Source organism: Bacillus sp. z50 (genome assembly GCF_058313585.1).
In genome coordinates this window covers 897,634-914,555 of record NZ_JBZFQL010000001.1, presented here as the reverse complement: position 1 = coordinate 914,555, position 16,922 = coordinate 897,634, and the positions used below count along the sequence as shown (strand labels likewise).

At 38.1% G+C, this 16,922-nt stretch carries 15 protein-coding genes; 12 read left to right on the top strand and 3 right to left on the bottom strand.

Going from position 1 to position 16,922, the window contains the following annotated elements:
* Positions 1 to 228: 228 nt before the first annotated feature.
* The 5 genes from AC4G3N_RS04300 (at position 229) to AC4G3N_RS04280 (ending at position 4,097) form a co-directional block, all read left to right on the top strand.
* On the top strand, positions 229 to 1,014 hold the full coding sequence (locus AC4G3N_RS04300; protein ID WP_066104877.1) for a transporter substrate-binding domain-containing protein: 786 nt from the start codon (positions 229 to 231) through the stop codon (positions 1,012 to 1,014).
* Positions 1,015 to 1,080: 66 nt separating this feature from the next.
* Positions 1,081 to 1,734 carry an amino acid ABC transporter permease gene (locus tag AC4G3N_RS04295; protein WP_066104872.1) on the top strand — a complete coding sequence of 218 codons (654 nt, stop codon included), beginning with the start codon at positions 1,081 to 1,083 and terminating at the stop codon, positions 1,732 to 1,734.
* The gene (locus tag AC4G3N_RS04290) at positions 1,734 to 2,456 is read left to right on the top strand and encodes an amino acid ABC transporter ATP-binding protein (protein WP_066104869.1); all 723 of its coding nucleotides are present in this window, start codon (positions 1,734 to 1,736) and stop codon (positions 2,454 to 2,456) included. The genes AC4G3N_RS04295 and AC4G3N_RS04290 overlap by 1 nt, the downstream gene beginning before the upstream one ends.
* Before the next feature lie 84 nt (positions 2,457 to 2,540).
* Positions 2,541 to 3,512, top strand: coding sequence for an aromatic acid exporter family protein (locus AC4G3N_RS04285; RefSeq protein WP_066104868.1), 972 nt, complete (start codon positions 2,541 to 2,543; stop codon positions 3,510 to 3,512).
* 51 nt (positions 3,513 to 3,563) lie between these two features.
* Positions 3,564 to 4,097 carry a L,D-transpeptidase gene (locus AC4G3N_RS04280; protein WP_066105640.1) on the top strand — a complete coding sequence of 178 codons (534 nt, stop codon included), beginning with the start codon at positions 3,564 to 3,566 and terminating at the stop codon, positions 4,095 to 4,097.
* Positions 4,098 to 4,121: 24 nt separating this feature from the next.
* Here the strand turns inward: AC4G3N_RS04280 and prli42 are convergent, their stop codons facing one another.
* Complete coding sequence (gene prli42, locus AC4G3N_RS04275; RefSeq protein ID WP_139063836.1) at positions 4,122 to 4,217, bottom strand: stressosome-associated protein Prli42; 96 nt, start codon at positions 4,215 to 4,217, stop codon at positions 4,122 to 4,124.
* Between the two features lie 157 nt (positions 4,218 to 4,374).
* Between prli42 and mce the strand changes: the two genes are divergently transcribed.
* The 7 genes from mce to AC4G3N_RS04240 all read left to right on the top strand — a co-directional run bounded on the left by mce (position 4,375) and on the right by AC4G3N_RS04240 (position 15,171).
* Entirely contained in the window at positions 4,375 to 4,788 is a 414-nt protein-coding gene (gene mce, locus AC4G3N_RS04270; protein ID WP_066104864.1) for a methylmalonyl-CoA epimerase, read from the top strand.
* A gap of 10 nt (positions 4,789 to 4,798) precedes the next feature.
* Entirely contained in the window at positions 4,799 to 6,340 is a 1,542-nt protein-coding gene (locus tag AC4G3N_RS04265) for an acyl-CoA carboxylase subunit beta (RefSeq protein ID WP_373925498.1), read from the top strand.
* 272 nt (positions 6,341 to 6,612) lie between these two features.
* On the top strand, positions 6,613 to 7,740 hold the full coding sequence (locus tag AC4G3N_RS04260; protein WP_066104855.1) for a M20/M25/M40 family metallo-hydrolase: 1,128 nt from the start codon (positions 6,613 to 6,615) through the stop codon (positions 7,738 to 7,740).
* Positions 7,741 to 7,846: 106 nt separating this feature from the next.
* Positions 7,847 to 9,118, top strand: coding sequence for a DNA polymerase IV (locus tag AC4G3N_RS04255; protein ID WP_066104852.1), 1,272 nt, complete (start codon positions 7,847 to 7,849; stop codon positions 9,116 to 9,118).
* A gap of 87 nt (positions 9,119 to 9,205) precedes the next feature.
* Positions 9,206 to 10,621, top strand: a complete 1,416-nt coding sequence (gene gnd / locus AC4G3N_RS04250; protein WP_066104849.1) for an NADP-dependent phosphogluconate dehydrogenase — start codon at positions 9,206 to 9,208, stop codon at positions 10,619 to 10,621.
* Positions 10,622 to 11,057: 436 nt separating this feature from the next.
* Positions 11,058 to 12,785 (top strand): ribosomal protection-like ABC-F family protein, encoded by a 1,728-nt coding sequence (gene abc-f / locus AC4G3N_RS04245; protein WP_491089795.1) that lies wholly within the window; start codon positions 11,058 to 11,060, stop codon positions 12,783 to 12,785.
* 1,624 nt (positions 12,786 to 14,409) lie between these two features.
* Positions 14,410 to 15,171 carry a glucose 1-dehydrogenase gene (locus AC4G3N_RS04240; RefSeq protein ID WP_491089794.1) on the top strand — a complete coding sequence of 254 codons (762 nt, stop codon included), beginning with the start codon at positions 14,410 to 14,412 and terminating at the stop codon, positions 15,169 to 15,171.
* Positions 15,172 to 15,532: 361 nt separating this feature from the next.
* Here AC4G3N_RS04240 and AC4G3N_RS04235 read toward each other — a convergent pair whose 3' ends face one another.
* Together AC4G3N_RS04235 and AC4G3N_RS04230 are read right to left on the bottom strand one after the other, a co-directional pair.
* Positions 15,533 to 16,255, bottom strand: a complete 723-nt coding sequence (locus tag AC4G3N_RS04235; RefSeq protein ID WP_491089792.1) for an MOSC domain-containing protein — start codon at positions 16,253 to 16,255, stop codon at positions 15,533 to 15,535.
* Between the two features lie 12 nt (positions 16,256 to 16,267).
* On the bottom strand, positions 16,268 to 16,921 hold the full coding sequence (locus tag AC4G3N_RS04230) for a potassium channel family protein (RefSeq protein WP_066104829.1): 654 nt from the start codon (positions 16,919 to 16,921) through the stop codon (positions 16,268 to 16,270).
* Position 16,922: the final 1 nt, after the last annotated feature.

Below are 16,922 nucleotides of genomic sequence, written 5' to 3'. Positions count from 1 at the left end.
TCATTTTTTGATACTTCTTTTTTAGTTTAACGCGTGAAAACTCAAGAAAAATTAATTATATATACATAATAATTAAATATTTTGCAAAACAGATTTTATGTGTTAAAATACATTTTGTTGCATATATATAATATTTATTAAATCTTAAAATATAGTTTGATAGTTTAATTGTGTAAGGAAATGAAAACTATCATCATGAAAAACACATTATAGTGGGGGTAAAGGACAATGAAAAAATGGTTGCTTAGTTTATTGACAGCAGTATTAGCAGTTTCGGTATTAACGGCTTGTGGAAGTTCTGACGAGTCAGGAAATGGTTCTGAAGATGAAAAAGTTTTAAAAATGGCTACATCGGCTGATTATAAACCATTCGAATACATTGATACAGCGAAAAGTGATGAAATTATCGGATTTGATGTAGATTTGGCAAAAGCGATTGCTGGGAAACTTGGTTATAAAGTAGAAGTTGTCGATATGGATTTTGGCGGTTTAGTAACGGCTGTGAAAAATGGACAAGCTGATTTTGTTATGGCTGGGATGACTCCAACTGAGGAGCGTGAAAAGAATGTGGATTTCTCTGATATTTATTACACAGCAAACCATATGATTGTCACTTCAAAAGATAACAAAATCGAATCAGTTAAAGATCTGGAAAATAAAACTGTCGGGGTACAAATGGGTTCTATTCAAGAAGAAAAAGCTCAGGAATTAGCTAAAACAACAAAAATGACAGTTGAAAACCGTGACAAAATTCCTGAATTGGTACAGGAAATAAAATCTGAACGTTTTGATGCGGCTATTATTGAAGATTTAGTGGCACAAGGGTATCTTGATAAGAATGAAGATTTAACAGGATTCCTTCTTGAAGGAGATGCAGAAGAAGTTGGATCTGCCATTGCTTTCAAAAAAGGCAGTGAATTGCGCGATCAATTTAATGAAGAGTTGAAAAAGATGAAAGAAAATGGTGAACTTGAAGAGTTAGTTCTAAAATGGTTTGGCGGAGACGCTGAATAATAATTTCAGAAAGGGAGAACCCCTTTCTGAAATTTTCTTTTTATTAACAGTGATAGGAGAAAGTACATGAATCTTGATTTTACAGATATTATCCCTTCCATGCCCTATATAATGGAAGGTGTATATACGACATTGCAAATAGCAGCATTGGCTGCATTGTTTGGTTTCTTTCTTGGAACCATTATAGCCTTATGCAAAATCACTACAATTAAGCCGCTCATTTGGTTATCAGATTTTTATACATCTATATTTAGGGGTACTCCATTAGTTCTTCAATTAATGATTATTTATTTTGCTTCACCGCAATTATTTGGTTTTCAGATTGAAGGGTATTGGGCAGCAGTTTTAGCATTTTCTTTAAACTCGGCTGCATATATTTCCGAAATTATCCGTGGGGGGGTTCTTGCGGTAGATAAGGGTCAAAGGGAAGCGGCCATGGCACTTGGTGTTCCATACAGCAGCATGATGGCCAATATCATCCTTCCGCAGGCATATAAAAATATTTTACCTGCCTTAATGAATGAATTCATCACGCTTACAAAGGAATCTGCGATCGTTACAACTATTGGCGTAATGGATATCATGAGACGCGCATACCAAGTTGGGGGACAAACCTTCCAATATTTAGAGCCGCTTCTGTTTGCAGGTTTAATCTATTACGTACTGGTTATGATTTTAACGCTAATCGGAAAAATGCTTGAAAAGAGGTTGCAGCACTGATGATTAAAGTAAAAGAGCTATATAAAAGCTATGGAAAGCTGGAAGTTCTAAAGGGGATTTCCACAGAGATAAAAGAAGGAGAAGTGATTGCTGTAATTGGACCATCCGGTTCCGGTAAATCAACATTTCTTCGTTGTATGAACCTAATGGAAAAACCAACTGGCGGACAGATTTGGATAAAGGGTGAGGAGATTACTGCACCGAAAACAGATGTGTTAGCGATGCGTCAGAATGTAGGAATGGTATTCCAGCACTTTTATCTGTTCCCTCATAAGACGGTTTTGGAAAACATCATGTACGCACCAATGAAAGTCCGCAAAGTCAAGAAAGAGCAAGCCAAAAAGGAAGCAATGGAACTATTGGCAAAAGTAGGAATGGAAGATAAAGCGAATGTGTATCCTGAACGCCTCTCCGGCGGTCAAAAACAAAGGGTAGCCATAGCGCGAGCGTTAGCCATGAAACCTGAAATTATGCTGTTTGATGAACCTACTTCAGCGCTTGATCCTGAGATGGTGAAAGAAGTACTCGAAGTTATGAAATCACTGGCAACTTCAGGGATGACAATGGCGATTGTGACGCATGAAATGGGATTTGCCAAGGAAGTAGCCGATCGTGTTTTATTTTTAGATGGAGGAGTGATTGTGGAGGATGCCCCTCCGGCAGAGTTTTTCTCGAATCCTAAATCTGAACGTGCTAAAGACTTCTTGCAAAAGGTACTCTAAAAAGTTTATGCTATTAGTAAAAAGATGGTCTGATTTCAGAGCGTCTTTTTTGCATTAAATTGCATGAGAGGGACTACATAAACTATGTTTAAAATCGGATATCGAACCGTTAAAACGGCTATAGGGACTCCAATTGCTATATACATAGCCCAAATAATTGGGCTTCAGAGTTTTGCCTCTGCTGGAATCATTACTATATTGTGTATTCAAAGAACAAAAAAGCGATCGTTCAGGGCTGCCGGTGAGCGTTTCTTTGCCTGTTCATTGGCCATGGTTTATTCCTTTGCATTTTTTGAACTTCTCGGATATACACCTCCTGTCATTGGATTAATGCTGTTGTTTTTTATTCCGACAACTGTTGCATTAAATATTTCTGGCGGTATTGTGACAAGCAGTGTAATTATTTTGCACTTATACGCTTCTAATTCGATTACATTGTCAAGCTTACTTAATGAATTTTTACTAGTTGTCATTGGGATTACAGTTGCCTTTCTGGTTAACTTTTATATGCCGAACATGGAGCGGGAGCTAAAAAAATACCGAATGGATATTGAAAAGCTCTATAGTATTATTTTTAAGGAATTAAGTAATTATTTGGTGACAGGGAACAGTGCCTGGAGCGGTAAAGAGATTATAGATGCAGAAAATTTAATTCGAAAAGCGGTTTACTATGCAGCTTTGGAGGAAGAAAATCATAAAATAGTCGATGATGCCTCGTACTATCACTATTTTAAACTCCGTGAAAAACAGTTGAGTATCTTAAAGAGAATACTGCCTTTAGCTGCTAAGATGGATTTGTCGGGTGATGAGGTCAGTCATGAACTTGGTGAATACATTGGATTTTTAAGTGATAATGTTCATCATCATAATACCGCTAATGAATACATCGAGATGCTTGAGAAGTTAGTGAAGGAAGTAAAAAAGAAAGAAATTCCAACATCCTTCGATGATTTTGAGAAACGGGCCGCACTTTTCCAGCTGATCAAAGAATTGAAAGACTATCTAATAATCAAAAGTACAGTGAAACCACTGCCAAATTCTAAAGAAAAGAAATGAATGAAAACACAGTTCAGAGCCCATCCTAAACAAAAAGGATGGGTGTTTTTTATGAAATGGATGTCACTCTGGTTATTACTGCAAGTAATGTCTCCAATATGGCCTTTAGGACCCAACCCAATTCCCGGGGATCCGTTTATCGTGATTAATAAACAAACCAATCAGCTAGTATTTTATGTTGATAATCAGGAAAGATATCAATTTTCGATTGCTACTGGAAAGAATGATGAAGATACACCAGAGGGTCTGTTTACGATTATTACAAAATTCGAGGATCCTGAATACTCCAGAAAGTCGATTCCCGGTAATGATGAAAGAAACCCACTCGGCTCTAGATGGATGGGGTTTGATGCACGTAAAACGAATGGTAGAAATTACGGGATTCATGGAACGAATCAGGAGGATTCGATTGGAAAAAAGGTGTCTGCTGGATGTATCCGGATGAAAAATCAAGAAGTCCAGGTACTGTTTGAATTAGTTCCGCTTGGTACAAAGGTGTACATCTATGATAATTCAGAGCCTGCTTCTTTTTATGCGAGACTATTTCATGCCATAAACGAAAAAACCTCATCTGACTCTCCGTGAAGAGAAAAAGATGAGGTTTATTTTTTATAGGAAAGCTGACAAACCGGATAATAAGGTCACCGCGACCATCGTAAAAATCATAATATAAACGATTATCTTCTGTGTACGCTTTTTAGACATAGAGCTACACTCCTTTTACATTCTTCTATTTGATACTACTATGTTTAGCAAAACTCCTCAAGTCTAAAAAAAATTCATTCACTATTTGAGCAAAATATCTTTATAGAATTTTAAGAATGCTCTATTATTTAAGATAGGAAAATAAAGGGGGATTTGTATGCAAAAGGGAATTGATCATATCGGCATTGCTGTTCGTTCCATTTCGAAAGCGCTTCCTTTATATGAGGGGATTTTTGGTATGGTAAATGAAGGGGAAGAAATAGTCGAGAGCCAGGGAGTTAGGGTAGCTTTTTTATCCACTGGTAATACACGAATAGAGTTATTGGAGCCCTTGAATGAATCAAGTGCTGTTGCAAAATTTATTGCAAAAAGAGGGGAAGGCATACACCATATTGCGCTTGAAGTGAGTGATATTAAAGAAAGAATTAAAGAAATAAAGGATAATGGCATTCAATTGATTGATGAAGAACCCAGACCCGGAGCACATCATACACAAGTAGCTTTTATACATCCTAAGTCGGTACAGGGAGTTTTAGTAGAGGTTCTAGAGAAACCGGAACGGGAGGAATAAAATAGTGGATATGTATGAAAGAATAACCGAACTGTATGATAGAAAAAATGATATCGAGCTTGGTGGCGGATGGGATAAGATTGAAAAACAACACGAAAAAGGAAAATTGACAGCTAGAGAGAGAATCGATATTTTGATGGATGATAATAGCTTTGTTGAACTGAATGCTTTTGTTGAACATCGCAACAGAGACTTTGGTTTGGATCAAATAAAAGGGCCTGGCGATGGGGTTGTAACCGGCTATGGCAAAATTGATGGAAGGCCAGTTTATATTTTTTCTCAGGATTTTACCGTATTTGGCGGAGCATTGGGTGAGATGCATGCCAAGAAAATATCATCCATTATGGATTTGGCTGCTAAAAACGGAGCTCCAATAATAGGATTAAATGATTCCGGCGGAGCGAGAATTCAGGAGGGTGTCACCTCGCTGGATGGATATGGCCAGGTTTTTTACCGCAATGTTATCTACTCGGGCGTTGTACCGCAAATATCAGTTATCATGGGTCCATGTGCAGGTGGTGCCGTATATTCTCCAGCCATTACGGATTTCGTTTTTATGGTGGATCAAACAAGCCAAATGTTCATCACCGGTCCAAAAGTGATAGAAACCGTGACTGGGGAAAAAATTAGTTCAGAAGATTTAGGCGGAGCGAAAGTGCATAATTCTATTAGTGGAAATGCACATTTTGAAGGAAAAACTGAGGAAGAAACATTACGTTTGGTAAGGAAATTGCTTTCCTATCTGCCTTTAAATAATGAAGAAAAACCACCAGTAAGTGAATGGACTGAGCAAAATGATTATTGCCCTGATATTGCTGAATTGGTACCTTATGACGGTATCCGTCCTTATGATGTTAGGAAGGTTGTAAAAGCAGTAGTCGATCAGGATTCCTTCTTTGAAATCCAAGAGAGTTTTGCTCGAAACCTAGTGATTGGTTTAGCGAAAATTAAAGGTGAGACAGTCGGTTTGGTATGTAATCAACCGAAATATATGGCGGGAGGACTCGATATCAATTCTTCTGATAAGGCGGCAAGATTTATCCGTTTCTGTGATTCATTTAATATCCCGATTATTACATTTGAGGATGTAACGGGATTCTTTCCGGGAATTAAACAGGAGCATGGAGGAATTATTCGGCATGGTGCGAAAATTTTGTATGCTTATTCGGAAGCAACCGTTCCAAAATTAACGGTGATTTTAAGAAAAGCATATGGGGGAGCATATGTAGCCTTAAACAGTAAATCGATTGGGGCTGATCTTGTCTATGCTTGGCCGAATGCTGAAATCGCTGTGATGGGGCCACAAGGTGCAGCCAATATCATTTTTGCTAAAGAAATTAACAATAGCCCTGATCCTGAAGCCGTACGCCAACAAAAAATTGAAGAATACCGTGTAAAATTTGCTAATCCATATGTAGCGGCAAGTCAAGGGATGGTCGATGATGTTATCGATCCAAGAGAAACCCGAATTAAATTGGCACAGGCTTTAGAGATGCTTCGAACAAAAAAAGAATCAAGGCCGTCAAAAAAACATGGAAATATTCCGCTTTAATTAAATTGAAGAGTCCTATTAAGGGCTCTTTTCTTGTAAACTATTTTTTTTAATAAAGATTAATTTTATCTGATTATTAAACAGCTGACTAAAAGACTTGTAATTTCTAAATGATACTAACCGTACACCTCATTCCCTGAAAAAGGGAATGCCCAAAATTATTATTTGCAAAGGGAAAAACTGTCTGCCATATGTCAAGCGCCTGCTCTTTTCTTATGAGAAAAACATCGGTATACTTATAAAGTAACTTATTCCTGATAGGAGGAAGACAATTGATTAATGAAGAGAGATTATTACAAGAATTCTTAGAATTAGTACAAATTGATTCTGAAACAAAAAATGAAGGACAAATAGCAAAAATCTTAAAAGATAAATTCAGTCTTCTTGGACTAGACGTTTACGAGGACAATGCAAAAGAACTTACTGGCTTTGGAGCAGGCAACTTAATTTGTACGCTGCCTGGCACTAAAGAAGGTGTTGATACGATTTATTTTACATCCCATATGGATACGGTTGTTCCTGGTAACGGTGTCAAACCTTCCATTAAAGATGGTTATGTAGTAACTGATGGTACAACTATTCTTGGGGCAGATGATAAAACTGGTCTTTCCGTTATGCTGGAAGTTATCCGTGTATTAAAAGAAAACAATATTGAGCACGGCACAATCCAGTTCATCATTACAGTTGGTGAAGAATCCGGCTTAGTCGGTGCGAAGGTATTAGATCGTTCTCTTATTAAAGCTACATATGGTTTTGCGTTGGATAGTGATGAAGCTGTTGGCAACATAATTGTTGCAGCACCGACACAAGCTAAAGTTCAGGCTGTTATTAAAGGTAAAACAGCGCATGCAGGCGTTGCGCCGGAAAAAGGTGTTTCTGCGATTACGATTGCGGCTAAAGCCATCGCCAAAATGCCGCTTGGACGAATTGACGAAGAAACTACTGCTAATATTGGCCGCTTTGAGGGCGGTACTCAAACAAACATCGTTTGTGATCACGTAGAAATTCTAGCGGAGGCGCGCTCCCTAATCCCTGAGAAAATGGAAGCTCAGGTTGCGAAAATGAAAGATGCCTTTGAATCAACAGCTGCAGAAATGGGCGGTACTGCTGAAGTAGAGGTAACGGTTATGTATCCTGGTTTTAAATATGATCATGGTGATCATGTGGTGGAAGTTGCTAAAAAAGCAGCCGTTAAAATCGGCCGTGAACCAAAACTTCAGCACAGCGGTGGAGGCAGTGATGCGAATGTCATTGCTGGACACGGCATTCCTACAGTTAATCTTGCGGTAGGATATGAGGATATCCATACTACAAGTGAAAAAATGCCAATTGCTGAGCTTAATAAGCTTGGTGAAATGGTACTTGCGATTATTGAAGAAATAGCAAGTCCATCTAAATAATAGTGTTTGTTCAAGGTGCCACTGGATTATTCCGGTGGCCATTTTACATAAAATTGTTTAGTGCCGGATAAACAGTGAATATAAGGGAATAAGAGGGTTTAAAGAGATGGAACAACGTCAAGTAAAAAAAGGCGGAAGAGTCATTTTACATGTGGATATGAATAGCTTCTACGCCTCAGTTGAAATGGCACATAATCCTGAATTGAAAGGCAAGCCATTGGCGATTGCCGGGAATGCAAAAGAAAGAAGAGGGATTATCGTGACATGCAGCTATGCAGCGCGTAAACACGGGGTGAAAACCACCATGCCTATTTGGCAGGCGCAGAAGCTTTGTCCCGGCCTTATCCTGATGGAACCTAATTTTGACCGGTACCGTGCTGCCTCGCAAGGTATTTTTGATTTGTTGCGGATGTATACACCGCTTGTAGAACCAGTTTCGATAGATGAGGGGTATTTGGATATTACCGATTATTGCGGAGATAGATCACCAGTTGAAATAGCCCAGACGATTCAAAAAAGGATTATGGAAACGATGGATTTGCCTTGCAGTATAGGTATAGCTCCAAATAAGTTTTTAGCGAAAACGGCTTCAGATATGAAAAAACCAATGGGAATTACGATTCTTAGAAAGCGTGAAGTTCAGGCTAAACTTTGGCACCTGCCGGTTGGAGAGATGCATGGAGTGGGCCAGAAAACAGCTGAAAAACTATCATCAATAAAAATTGAAACTATTGGTGATTTGGCCAATGCACATGAGGTTTCGCTTAAAAAGCTGCTTGGAATTAATGGGGTGCGATTAAGAGAAAGAGCCAATGGCATTGACAGACGTGTGGTAGATCCGGAGTCGATATATGATTTTAAAAGTGTCGGGAATTCAACTACATTACCAAGAGATGTAACAAACCAGCATGAATTGTTTGAAGTCCTTCATCGCTTGAGTGAAAAAGTATCTGCTCGGTTAAAGAAGAAGGAACTGCTGACCATAAAAGTTCAAATAACGATTCGTTATAAGGATCGAAAAACAGTAACTCGAGGTAAAACCCTTCAAAATCCTATTTATAAAGCTGAAGATCTATATAGCCATGCACGAGATCTTTTTTCAAAGCATTGGAATGGAAATCCAGTCAGGCTATTGGGGGTAACAGCAAATGAAGTAGTTGAGCAGCAGGAAGCAATTAAGCAATTGGACATTTTTTCTTTTGATCAGGATGAAAAAGAAGTGAAATTGGATACTGCTGTGGAAAAGCTAACCAAAAAGTTTGGGGATAAAATTATCCGTAAAGGGATAGAAATAGATAACAACAAAGTGGATGCTAATACCAGTTTTAGCAAGGACTTCTTAAAACAGCCCAAACCTAGGAATGACAAGGGAAACTAATTCGTAGCACTTGCGAAAATAGTGTAAAATTGCTAAAGTTAATACGATTTAATATAGCGAATAAATCAATGAAAGGAATGTTTACAGATGGAAAAACAACAAATCGGTGTAATCGGTCTTGCCGTTATGGGTAAGAATTTAGCATTTAATATTGAAAGCCGTGGATATTCCGTTTCAGTATATAATCGTTCATCCGAAAAAACAGATGCTATGATGAAAGAGGCAGAAGGCAGAAATGTTCATCCTACCTATTCAATCGAAGAATTTGTAAACTCATTGGAAACGCCGCGTAAAATCTTAATCATGGTTAAAGCGGGTGCAGCAACAGATGCAACTATTGCCCAATTAACTCCTTACCTTGACAAAGGGGATATCCTGATTGATGGCGGTAACACGTTCTTTAAAGATACGCAGCGCCGTAATGAAGAATTAAGCAAGCAAGGCTTCCATTTTATTGGGACTGGTGTATCTGGCGGTGAAGAGGGAGCACTGAAAGGCCCTTCTATTATGCCTGGAGGACAAAAGGAAGCATACGAGCTTGTAGCTCCAATTTTAAAAGCTATTTCCGCTAAAGTTGGCGATGATGCATGTTGTACATATATTGGGCCGGATGGGGCTGGTCATTATGTGAAAATGGTTCACAATGGAATTGAATACGGAGATATGCAATTGATTTCCGAATCCTATGCTTTATTACGCCATATTCTAGGGCTTAATGCTGATGAACTTCATGGTGTATTCTCCGAATGGAATAAAGGTGAACTTGATAGCTATCTAATCGAAATCACAGCTGACATCTTTACGAAAAAAGATGACGAGACCGGTAAGCCGATGGTAGATGTAATCCTTGATAAAGCAGGACAAAAAGGAACTGGAAAGTGGACAAGTCAAAGTGCACTGGATCTTGGTGTTCCACTGCCAATCATTACTGAGTCTGTTTTTGCGCGTTTCTTATCCGCGTTGAAAGAAGAACGTGTGGAAGCCTCTAAAGTTTTAACAGGTCCTGAGGTTAAACCATTTGCCGGAGATAAAGCAGCGTTTATCGAATCAATTCGAAAAGCTTTATATTTGAGCAAAATTTGTTCATATGCTCAAGGCTTTGCACAAATGAAAGCTGCATCAGACGAATACAATTGGGATCTTCAGTATGGTGATATTGCGATGATCTTCCGTGGCGGATGCATCATTCGTGCACAATTCCTTCAAAAGATTAAAGATGCTTATGATCGCAATCCTAACCTTAAGAATCTTCTTTTGGACGATTATTTCAAAGAAATTGCATTAAGCTATCAGGAAGCATTGCGTGAAGTAATTGTTGCAGCTGTTCAGGCTGGTATTCCGGTACCATGCTTTACAGCAGCATTGTCCTACTATGACAGCTACCGTGCAGAAACATTGCCTGCAAATCTATTACAGGCACAACGTGACTACTTTGGAGCTCACACATACGAGCGTGTAGATAAAGAAGGCATTTTCCATACTGAATGGATGGAATCTAAATAATATCAATAAAGCAGCTTAAAGATCCTTGTTCTTTAAGCTGCTTTTTTATGTATAATTATGGGAATGAAATCCATTCTAGGAAATAGATTTTAGCAAACCCTCAGTGACTGAAAAGTCATAATAGTTTTAGAACAGTTTGACATCGTTCAAGAGCTGGCATATACTGTAAATAATAAATAATAAATAATAAATGGTAAAGGACTGATATTGGGACGATGAGAATCTAATCTTGTTTTCTGCGATGTTTTTTTATAAAAACAGAAGCCTGAAAATTGGATTAGTGTGCCCATAACACGTTCTTTCATTGAATAGAGTATAAATAAAGGATTCAGCTGCCATGGCTGTATTCATATTTGTATACCTCTGTTGATCAACGATGTTCACACCCCAATAGGCTTCTGTTGGGGTTTTTAGTTGTTAATTTTAAGAGGTGAGAATGAATATGCTAAGTCTGAAGGAAATACAAAAAAGCTATGGTGAAAGAACGATTTTAAAGAATATAAATATGATTATAGAATCTGGGGATAGAATTGGGCTGATTGGCTATAACGGGGCAGGTAAAACAACGTTAGCCAATATTATGACAGGAGCAATTCAAGCGGATAAAGGGAATATTAGTTTTGGGAAAGATCATGTCAGTATAGGATATCTGCGGCAGTCAATTGACTATACAGCCAGTATCTTTCAATCCATGTTGGAGACCGGGGCTGAGGCTGGAATGTTTGAGCTGACGAGTCAGCTTGGATTAGAAGGGTCACAGTTGTGGAATCAAGAACGATTGGACCATTTAAGCGGGGGAGAACGTTTAAAGCTTGCACTCGCACATATTTGGTCAACCAAACCTGATTTATTAATTCTGGATGAACCAACAAATCATTTAGACTTTGATGGGATTCTTTGGCTGGTAGAGGAGCTTGCATCCTATCAAGGTGCGGCCATTATCATCTCACATGATCGATACTTCCTGGACCTGGCTGTTAAACGTATATATGAAATTGAGGATGGTATTGCGCATGAGTACACTGGCAATTACAGTGCTTATAAGAAACAAAAAGAAGAAAACAGAAGAATTCATAAACATCAATATGATCAACAACAGAAAGAAATCAAACGGGTAGAAGCGCAAATGAATCAATTGAAGAATTGGTCAGAAAAGGCACACCGTGATTCAACGAAGCATGGCACTGCCTCTGAAAGAAAATTAATGGGCAAAAAAGAATATTACCGAGTTAAGGCCAAGAAGAAGGATATACAGGTTAAATCCAAGCGAAAAAGGCTGGAAGCGGAACTTACAAAAAAAAGAATAGAAAAGCCTGCTGATGAAGTAAAGATTGAATTTGATTTTCAGGCGGCGGACAAGCGCGGTAAACGGATAGTGGAGGCAAAGGATTTAAAAAAGCAATATAGAGATCATACAGTTTTCCAAAGCAGTTATTTTTATATAAAACACGGGGAGTCAATTGGCGTCGTTGGTCCTAATGGCGCGGGGAAAACAACGCTAATTCGGCTGATTCTAGATCAAGAGCCCATCAGCGGCGGAGAGTTATGGAAAAGTCCTACTCTGAAAATCGGCTACTTAAGTCAGGATGTTGGTGATCTCCCGGTTCATAAGAAGCCAATAGAAGCACTTGGACTTTATGAAAGGGATTCGATATTTAAGGCAAAAACGTACTTGGCGAATCTCGGGATTACAGCAAGACAAATAGACGAACCGATTTCCTCCCTATCAATGGGGCAGCGTACGAAAATCAAGCTAGTTCAAATGCTGATGGAAGGCTATGATTTGTTGATACTGGATGAACCGACTAATCATCTTGATTTGCCGAGCAGAGAACAATTGGAGGAGACTCTCTCTACCTTTGCCGGGACCTTGTTAATTATATCGCATGATCAATATTTAATTGAACGTTTGTGTAACAAGCTGTTGGTTATTGATGAAAAGATTATTAACCGCGTTGAAAGCAACAATCGAAAGCCAGTCAGACAAATAAAAGCAATGAATAAGAATATCGAAGAAGAACTTATGGTCGTAGAGACAAAACTAGCTGCAGTCTTAAGTCAATTGAGTTTATTAACACCCGGCGATTCTAAGTACAGTGCATTGGATGAAGAGTTTAAACAATTAATTGAGCAGAAGACTATGCTGAATAGAACCGGAAATTAGGTATAAATTTTGATTAAAGTTAATCGGACCATATTGCATACTACTTGTAATATGGTCTTTTTTTGGAAAGCCATCATTTTTTTAGTATCGTTTGCGAGACGTGCCTAATCATGAGGCTATAATTTGATATTCATAAAAAATAAAAGAAACTACAAAGAGACGATCATTTGTATCGACCCCAAAAGTTAGTTTTTTACTCTAACTTTTAGGGGTCATTACGACTTGGTCGTCTCTTTTACATTTATCAGCGTACTTATTTATTTGTTTAAGATGCCAATTTTCTGCCGTAATACCAGTATGTCAGCATCCCCAAGATATACGCAATAATATCCCATGCATCACCGGTACTCGTTTTTATAAATAGAGGAGTTATGACCTCCCAACAGATTCCACAAAATAAACCGGCAACCAGGAAGTGATGGATCTTTGTTAGCTGAAACGAAGTCCAGTTACTTAGAGATAGAATAAAGTTCAGGTATGCTGCAAAGGAGATGCCTCCTAGGTAGTCATTGAAATGACATCGCAGCAGATATCCGAGGACAGGAATTTGTACGTCCGCTTTAATTAATTCATTTACTTGAAAAAGGATCAGCGGCACAATGAAAAATAACAGATCCTTTTTTTGTCTCTTATTTAACCGCATATTGAGAAGAGAACCAATGCGACTATGATTGCGAAAACAGTTGACCAGAAACCCATAAGGCAGTCTCCTTTACATGAAAATTTAAGTGGCTCAATTTTTTAATTAATTTTCCACACACTAATATTCAGAAACTCTATAACTACATATGTACACCTTAGAATGCTACATAAACCGGATGACCTAGTTCAAAATTATATTCATCCTAAGAGGAAATATGCAGTGTCATCTCAAGATTTTTTCTAATGCAGGGAATGTATATCCTTCGTATTCTAAGATTGTAAGAACACAGTCCGCCAGTTTGTCCGGTGAGACTTCTGTACTCATCGCGTTATTGGCATATCATCCACAAGGAGAGAAAAAATATCCGCTAACTCTTTATACATGACACCTGACACCTCATCTTTCCTATGATTATACTAAAAATATTACAACTATCTAATACCCTATTGTCGCTTAGAATAATCCGCTTTCATTATTTTAGAAAAATATATTATTTTATTAGAATGATAATTATCTATAAATAGAGGCTTGTTTTTTAGATAATTTCAGCTGGGTATTTTCATCTAAAAAGAGAGAATAAAATGAAATAAAATCCACTTCCTTTTATGTAGAGATGGCTATATTTTGGATTTTGTGACTCAAAGAATATTATTCAGTATAAATTATTATAATATATCAAGAATCTTTTGAAATTAAAAAAAGTTTCATGTATAGTTTAAATGTAGTAGAGATATACATGATGCTATAAAAAGTTGATAGGGCAGAGGAAATGTAAGGGTTTTAGTAAGCTTATTGATTTGTTCTTTAGAACGATGAATCTCTTAAAAATTACTTTTCGGGTTTAATATATAGGAATATCAAATACTGTGTTTCTAACTGTTAATAAATCTGGAATCTTACAAGTTATAGAATTCATCGCCCTGATTTATGATCCATACATGAATCTGCCAATTAATTTAACGATGATTAGGAGGATGAACAATGGGAAGATTGCAAGACCAAGTAGCCATTATTACAGGTGGAGCGAATGGTATTGGTAAATCAATTGCGACACGCTATGCGGAAGAAGGGGCAAAGCTGGTAATTGCCGATCTCAATGAAGAAGCATTGCAAGCTACTGTCAATGAATTTAAAGCGCAAGATGTTGAGATAATGGGTGTAAAAGTCAATGTGGCAGTTGAAGAAGATGTTCAAAAAATGGTGGAAGAAACTGTGGCCACATTTGGTCGCGTAGATATTTTAGTTAACTGTGCAGGTGTATTAGACAAAATGCAGGCTGCTCATAATGTAGAAGATGCAGTTTGGAGCCGCGTAATGGATATTAATGTTGGCGGTGTAATGCGCGGTACACGTAAAGTATTGCCATACTTCCAGGCTCAGGGCAGCGGCGTAATCGTGAACCTTTCCTCCATTACCGGTTTAACTGGTGGACGTGGCGGATTTACGTATACTGCGGCTAAACATGCAGTTACAGGCATGACTAAAAATATTGCATCTCATTATGGCCCGCAAGGGATTCGTTGCAATGGAATCGCACCGGCCCAAGTTGAGACTGGGTTAACCAGTTCAGTGGATGGTATGGATATGGAAGGATTACAATATGCAACGCGTGGTGTTAGTTTAATGCCTCGTGCTGCTAAGCCACAAGAAATTGCAGACATTGCCCTTTTCTTGGCAAGCAATGAATCTTCCTATATTAATGGTGTAGTATTGGCAGCGGATGCAGGATGGTCTGCTTACTAATCAGATTAAAAAATGAATAGGTTTGAAAAAAAGGAATCCATTTGGATTCTTTTTTTATTACTATCTAGCATTTCTATATGGGTTTTCTATTAAAATTCAACATGGATCATAGTGGGGGAGAAAGGGATACAGGGAGAAAAGTGTATTTAATAAGTAGTTCATGGCAAAGACAAAACAGTGCAATTGTCCTGAGAGTTAAGGAATTTTTATTCCTGATACTGGTGATTAATTGCGGATATTCTAAACACGAATCTACCAATAAGAAATCATTAAAATTAGTAAAATAGGGAACCAAATGGGTTCCCTTGTTTTGCTTATTACTATGAGTCTTGAACTAACAACTAGCATAAAATAAGAAATCTTAAACTAATTGTACCTCATCACCTATCCGGATTTTTCCGGTTTTAAGAACGGAGGCATATACACCGAAACAATTCTGACGAGTTCTATTAATAAATTTTAATAGAGAAGGATCCTTTTCGCTGTTTTCGGGATTAATGGTAATAATCATGCATCTTTCACAATGTCGGTTAACTTGTATTTCAACCGATTCACCAATCAAAAGACGTCTTCCGAACCAGGTATCTTCTATATATGGTTGCTTTTCAGTTAGATCGAGGACCAAGTTAGGGCGAAACCGTTTATAGTCTATCAGACTTCCATACTGCTTTTTTAATTCTAGAAGAGAAGCATCTGTTACGAGCAATAAATGTTCCACCTCAATTGCGCCTAGTGGCACATCATTCGGGGTGAATTGTACAGGAGTAATACTCCTGTTTGCTGCCGTTTCTAGGTCCTTAATCAATCCAGGGTGATTCCACGTTACTCTTTTTCCTGATGGCATGACTACTTCGATGGGTGGATAGGTATCCAAGCTGTCAGGACCCATAAAGGATGCTTGGTAACTTGCCATGATTGGAGCCTGAGTGATGGTCAGAAATTTATTTGTACGGCTATTGTCTATATAAGCATGACTGCGATCCCCATAAAGACCATAGGGCATTACATTAGATTCCTGAACATGTTCACCTGTAAAGGATTTAACAGGGTGGCGCATAATTGCTTTCACGTGCCCGATTAACATAGCAACCCGCCTTTATTTATATTTCTTTTTGAACTTCTCGATACTGGTATTTGAACCAATCAGTAAAAAGTCGTCTCCTTCTTGTAATTTGAGATCCGCAAAATGCGATAATATTGGCTGTCCATTACGAAGGACTAAGGACACCGTAATATCGAATTTTCTTGAAAAATTCAATTCGTTCAATGACTTTCCATGCATCGTTTCAGGTACTTGCATTTCAATTGCAGAAATATCCTTCGTGATTTCAATATATTCAATGACACCTGTTAATAATTCCTGACGTGCCACTTTCCGACCAGCTTCTTCCTCTGGAAGGATAATACGATCGGCACCAAGGCTTTTTAAAATTTCCCCGATTTCTCGATTGTTAGCCTTGGCGATGATTTTTTTTGCTTTTCTTTCTTTCAGTTTTTTTGTAATTAAAATGGCCGAAAAGGCATCAGAGCCAATTGCAACAAAGACCGCATTGAATTGATCGATTTTCAGTTCATCGAGTACAAGCGGATCACGAAAGTCACCGACAATCGCATGAGTCGAATATTCATCTAAGGACTCGAGATTTTTTTCACTGCGATCTGTAACGATTACTTCACAATGTTGTTTGTATAATTCTTTTACGATGCCAGTACCAAATCTTCCTGCTCCAATGACTAGATATGATTTCATG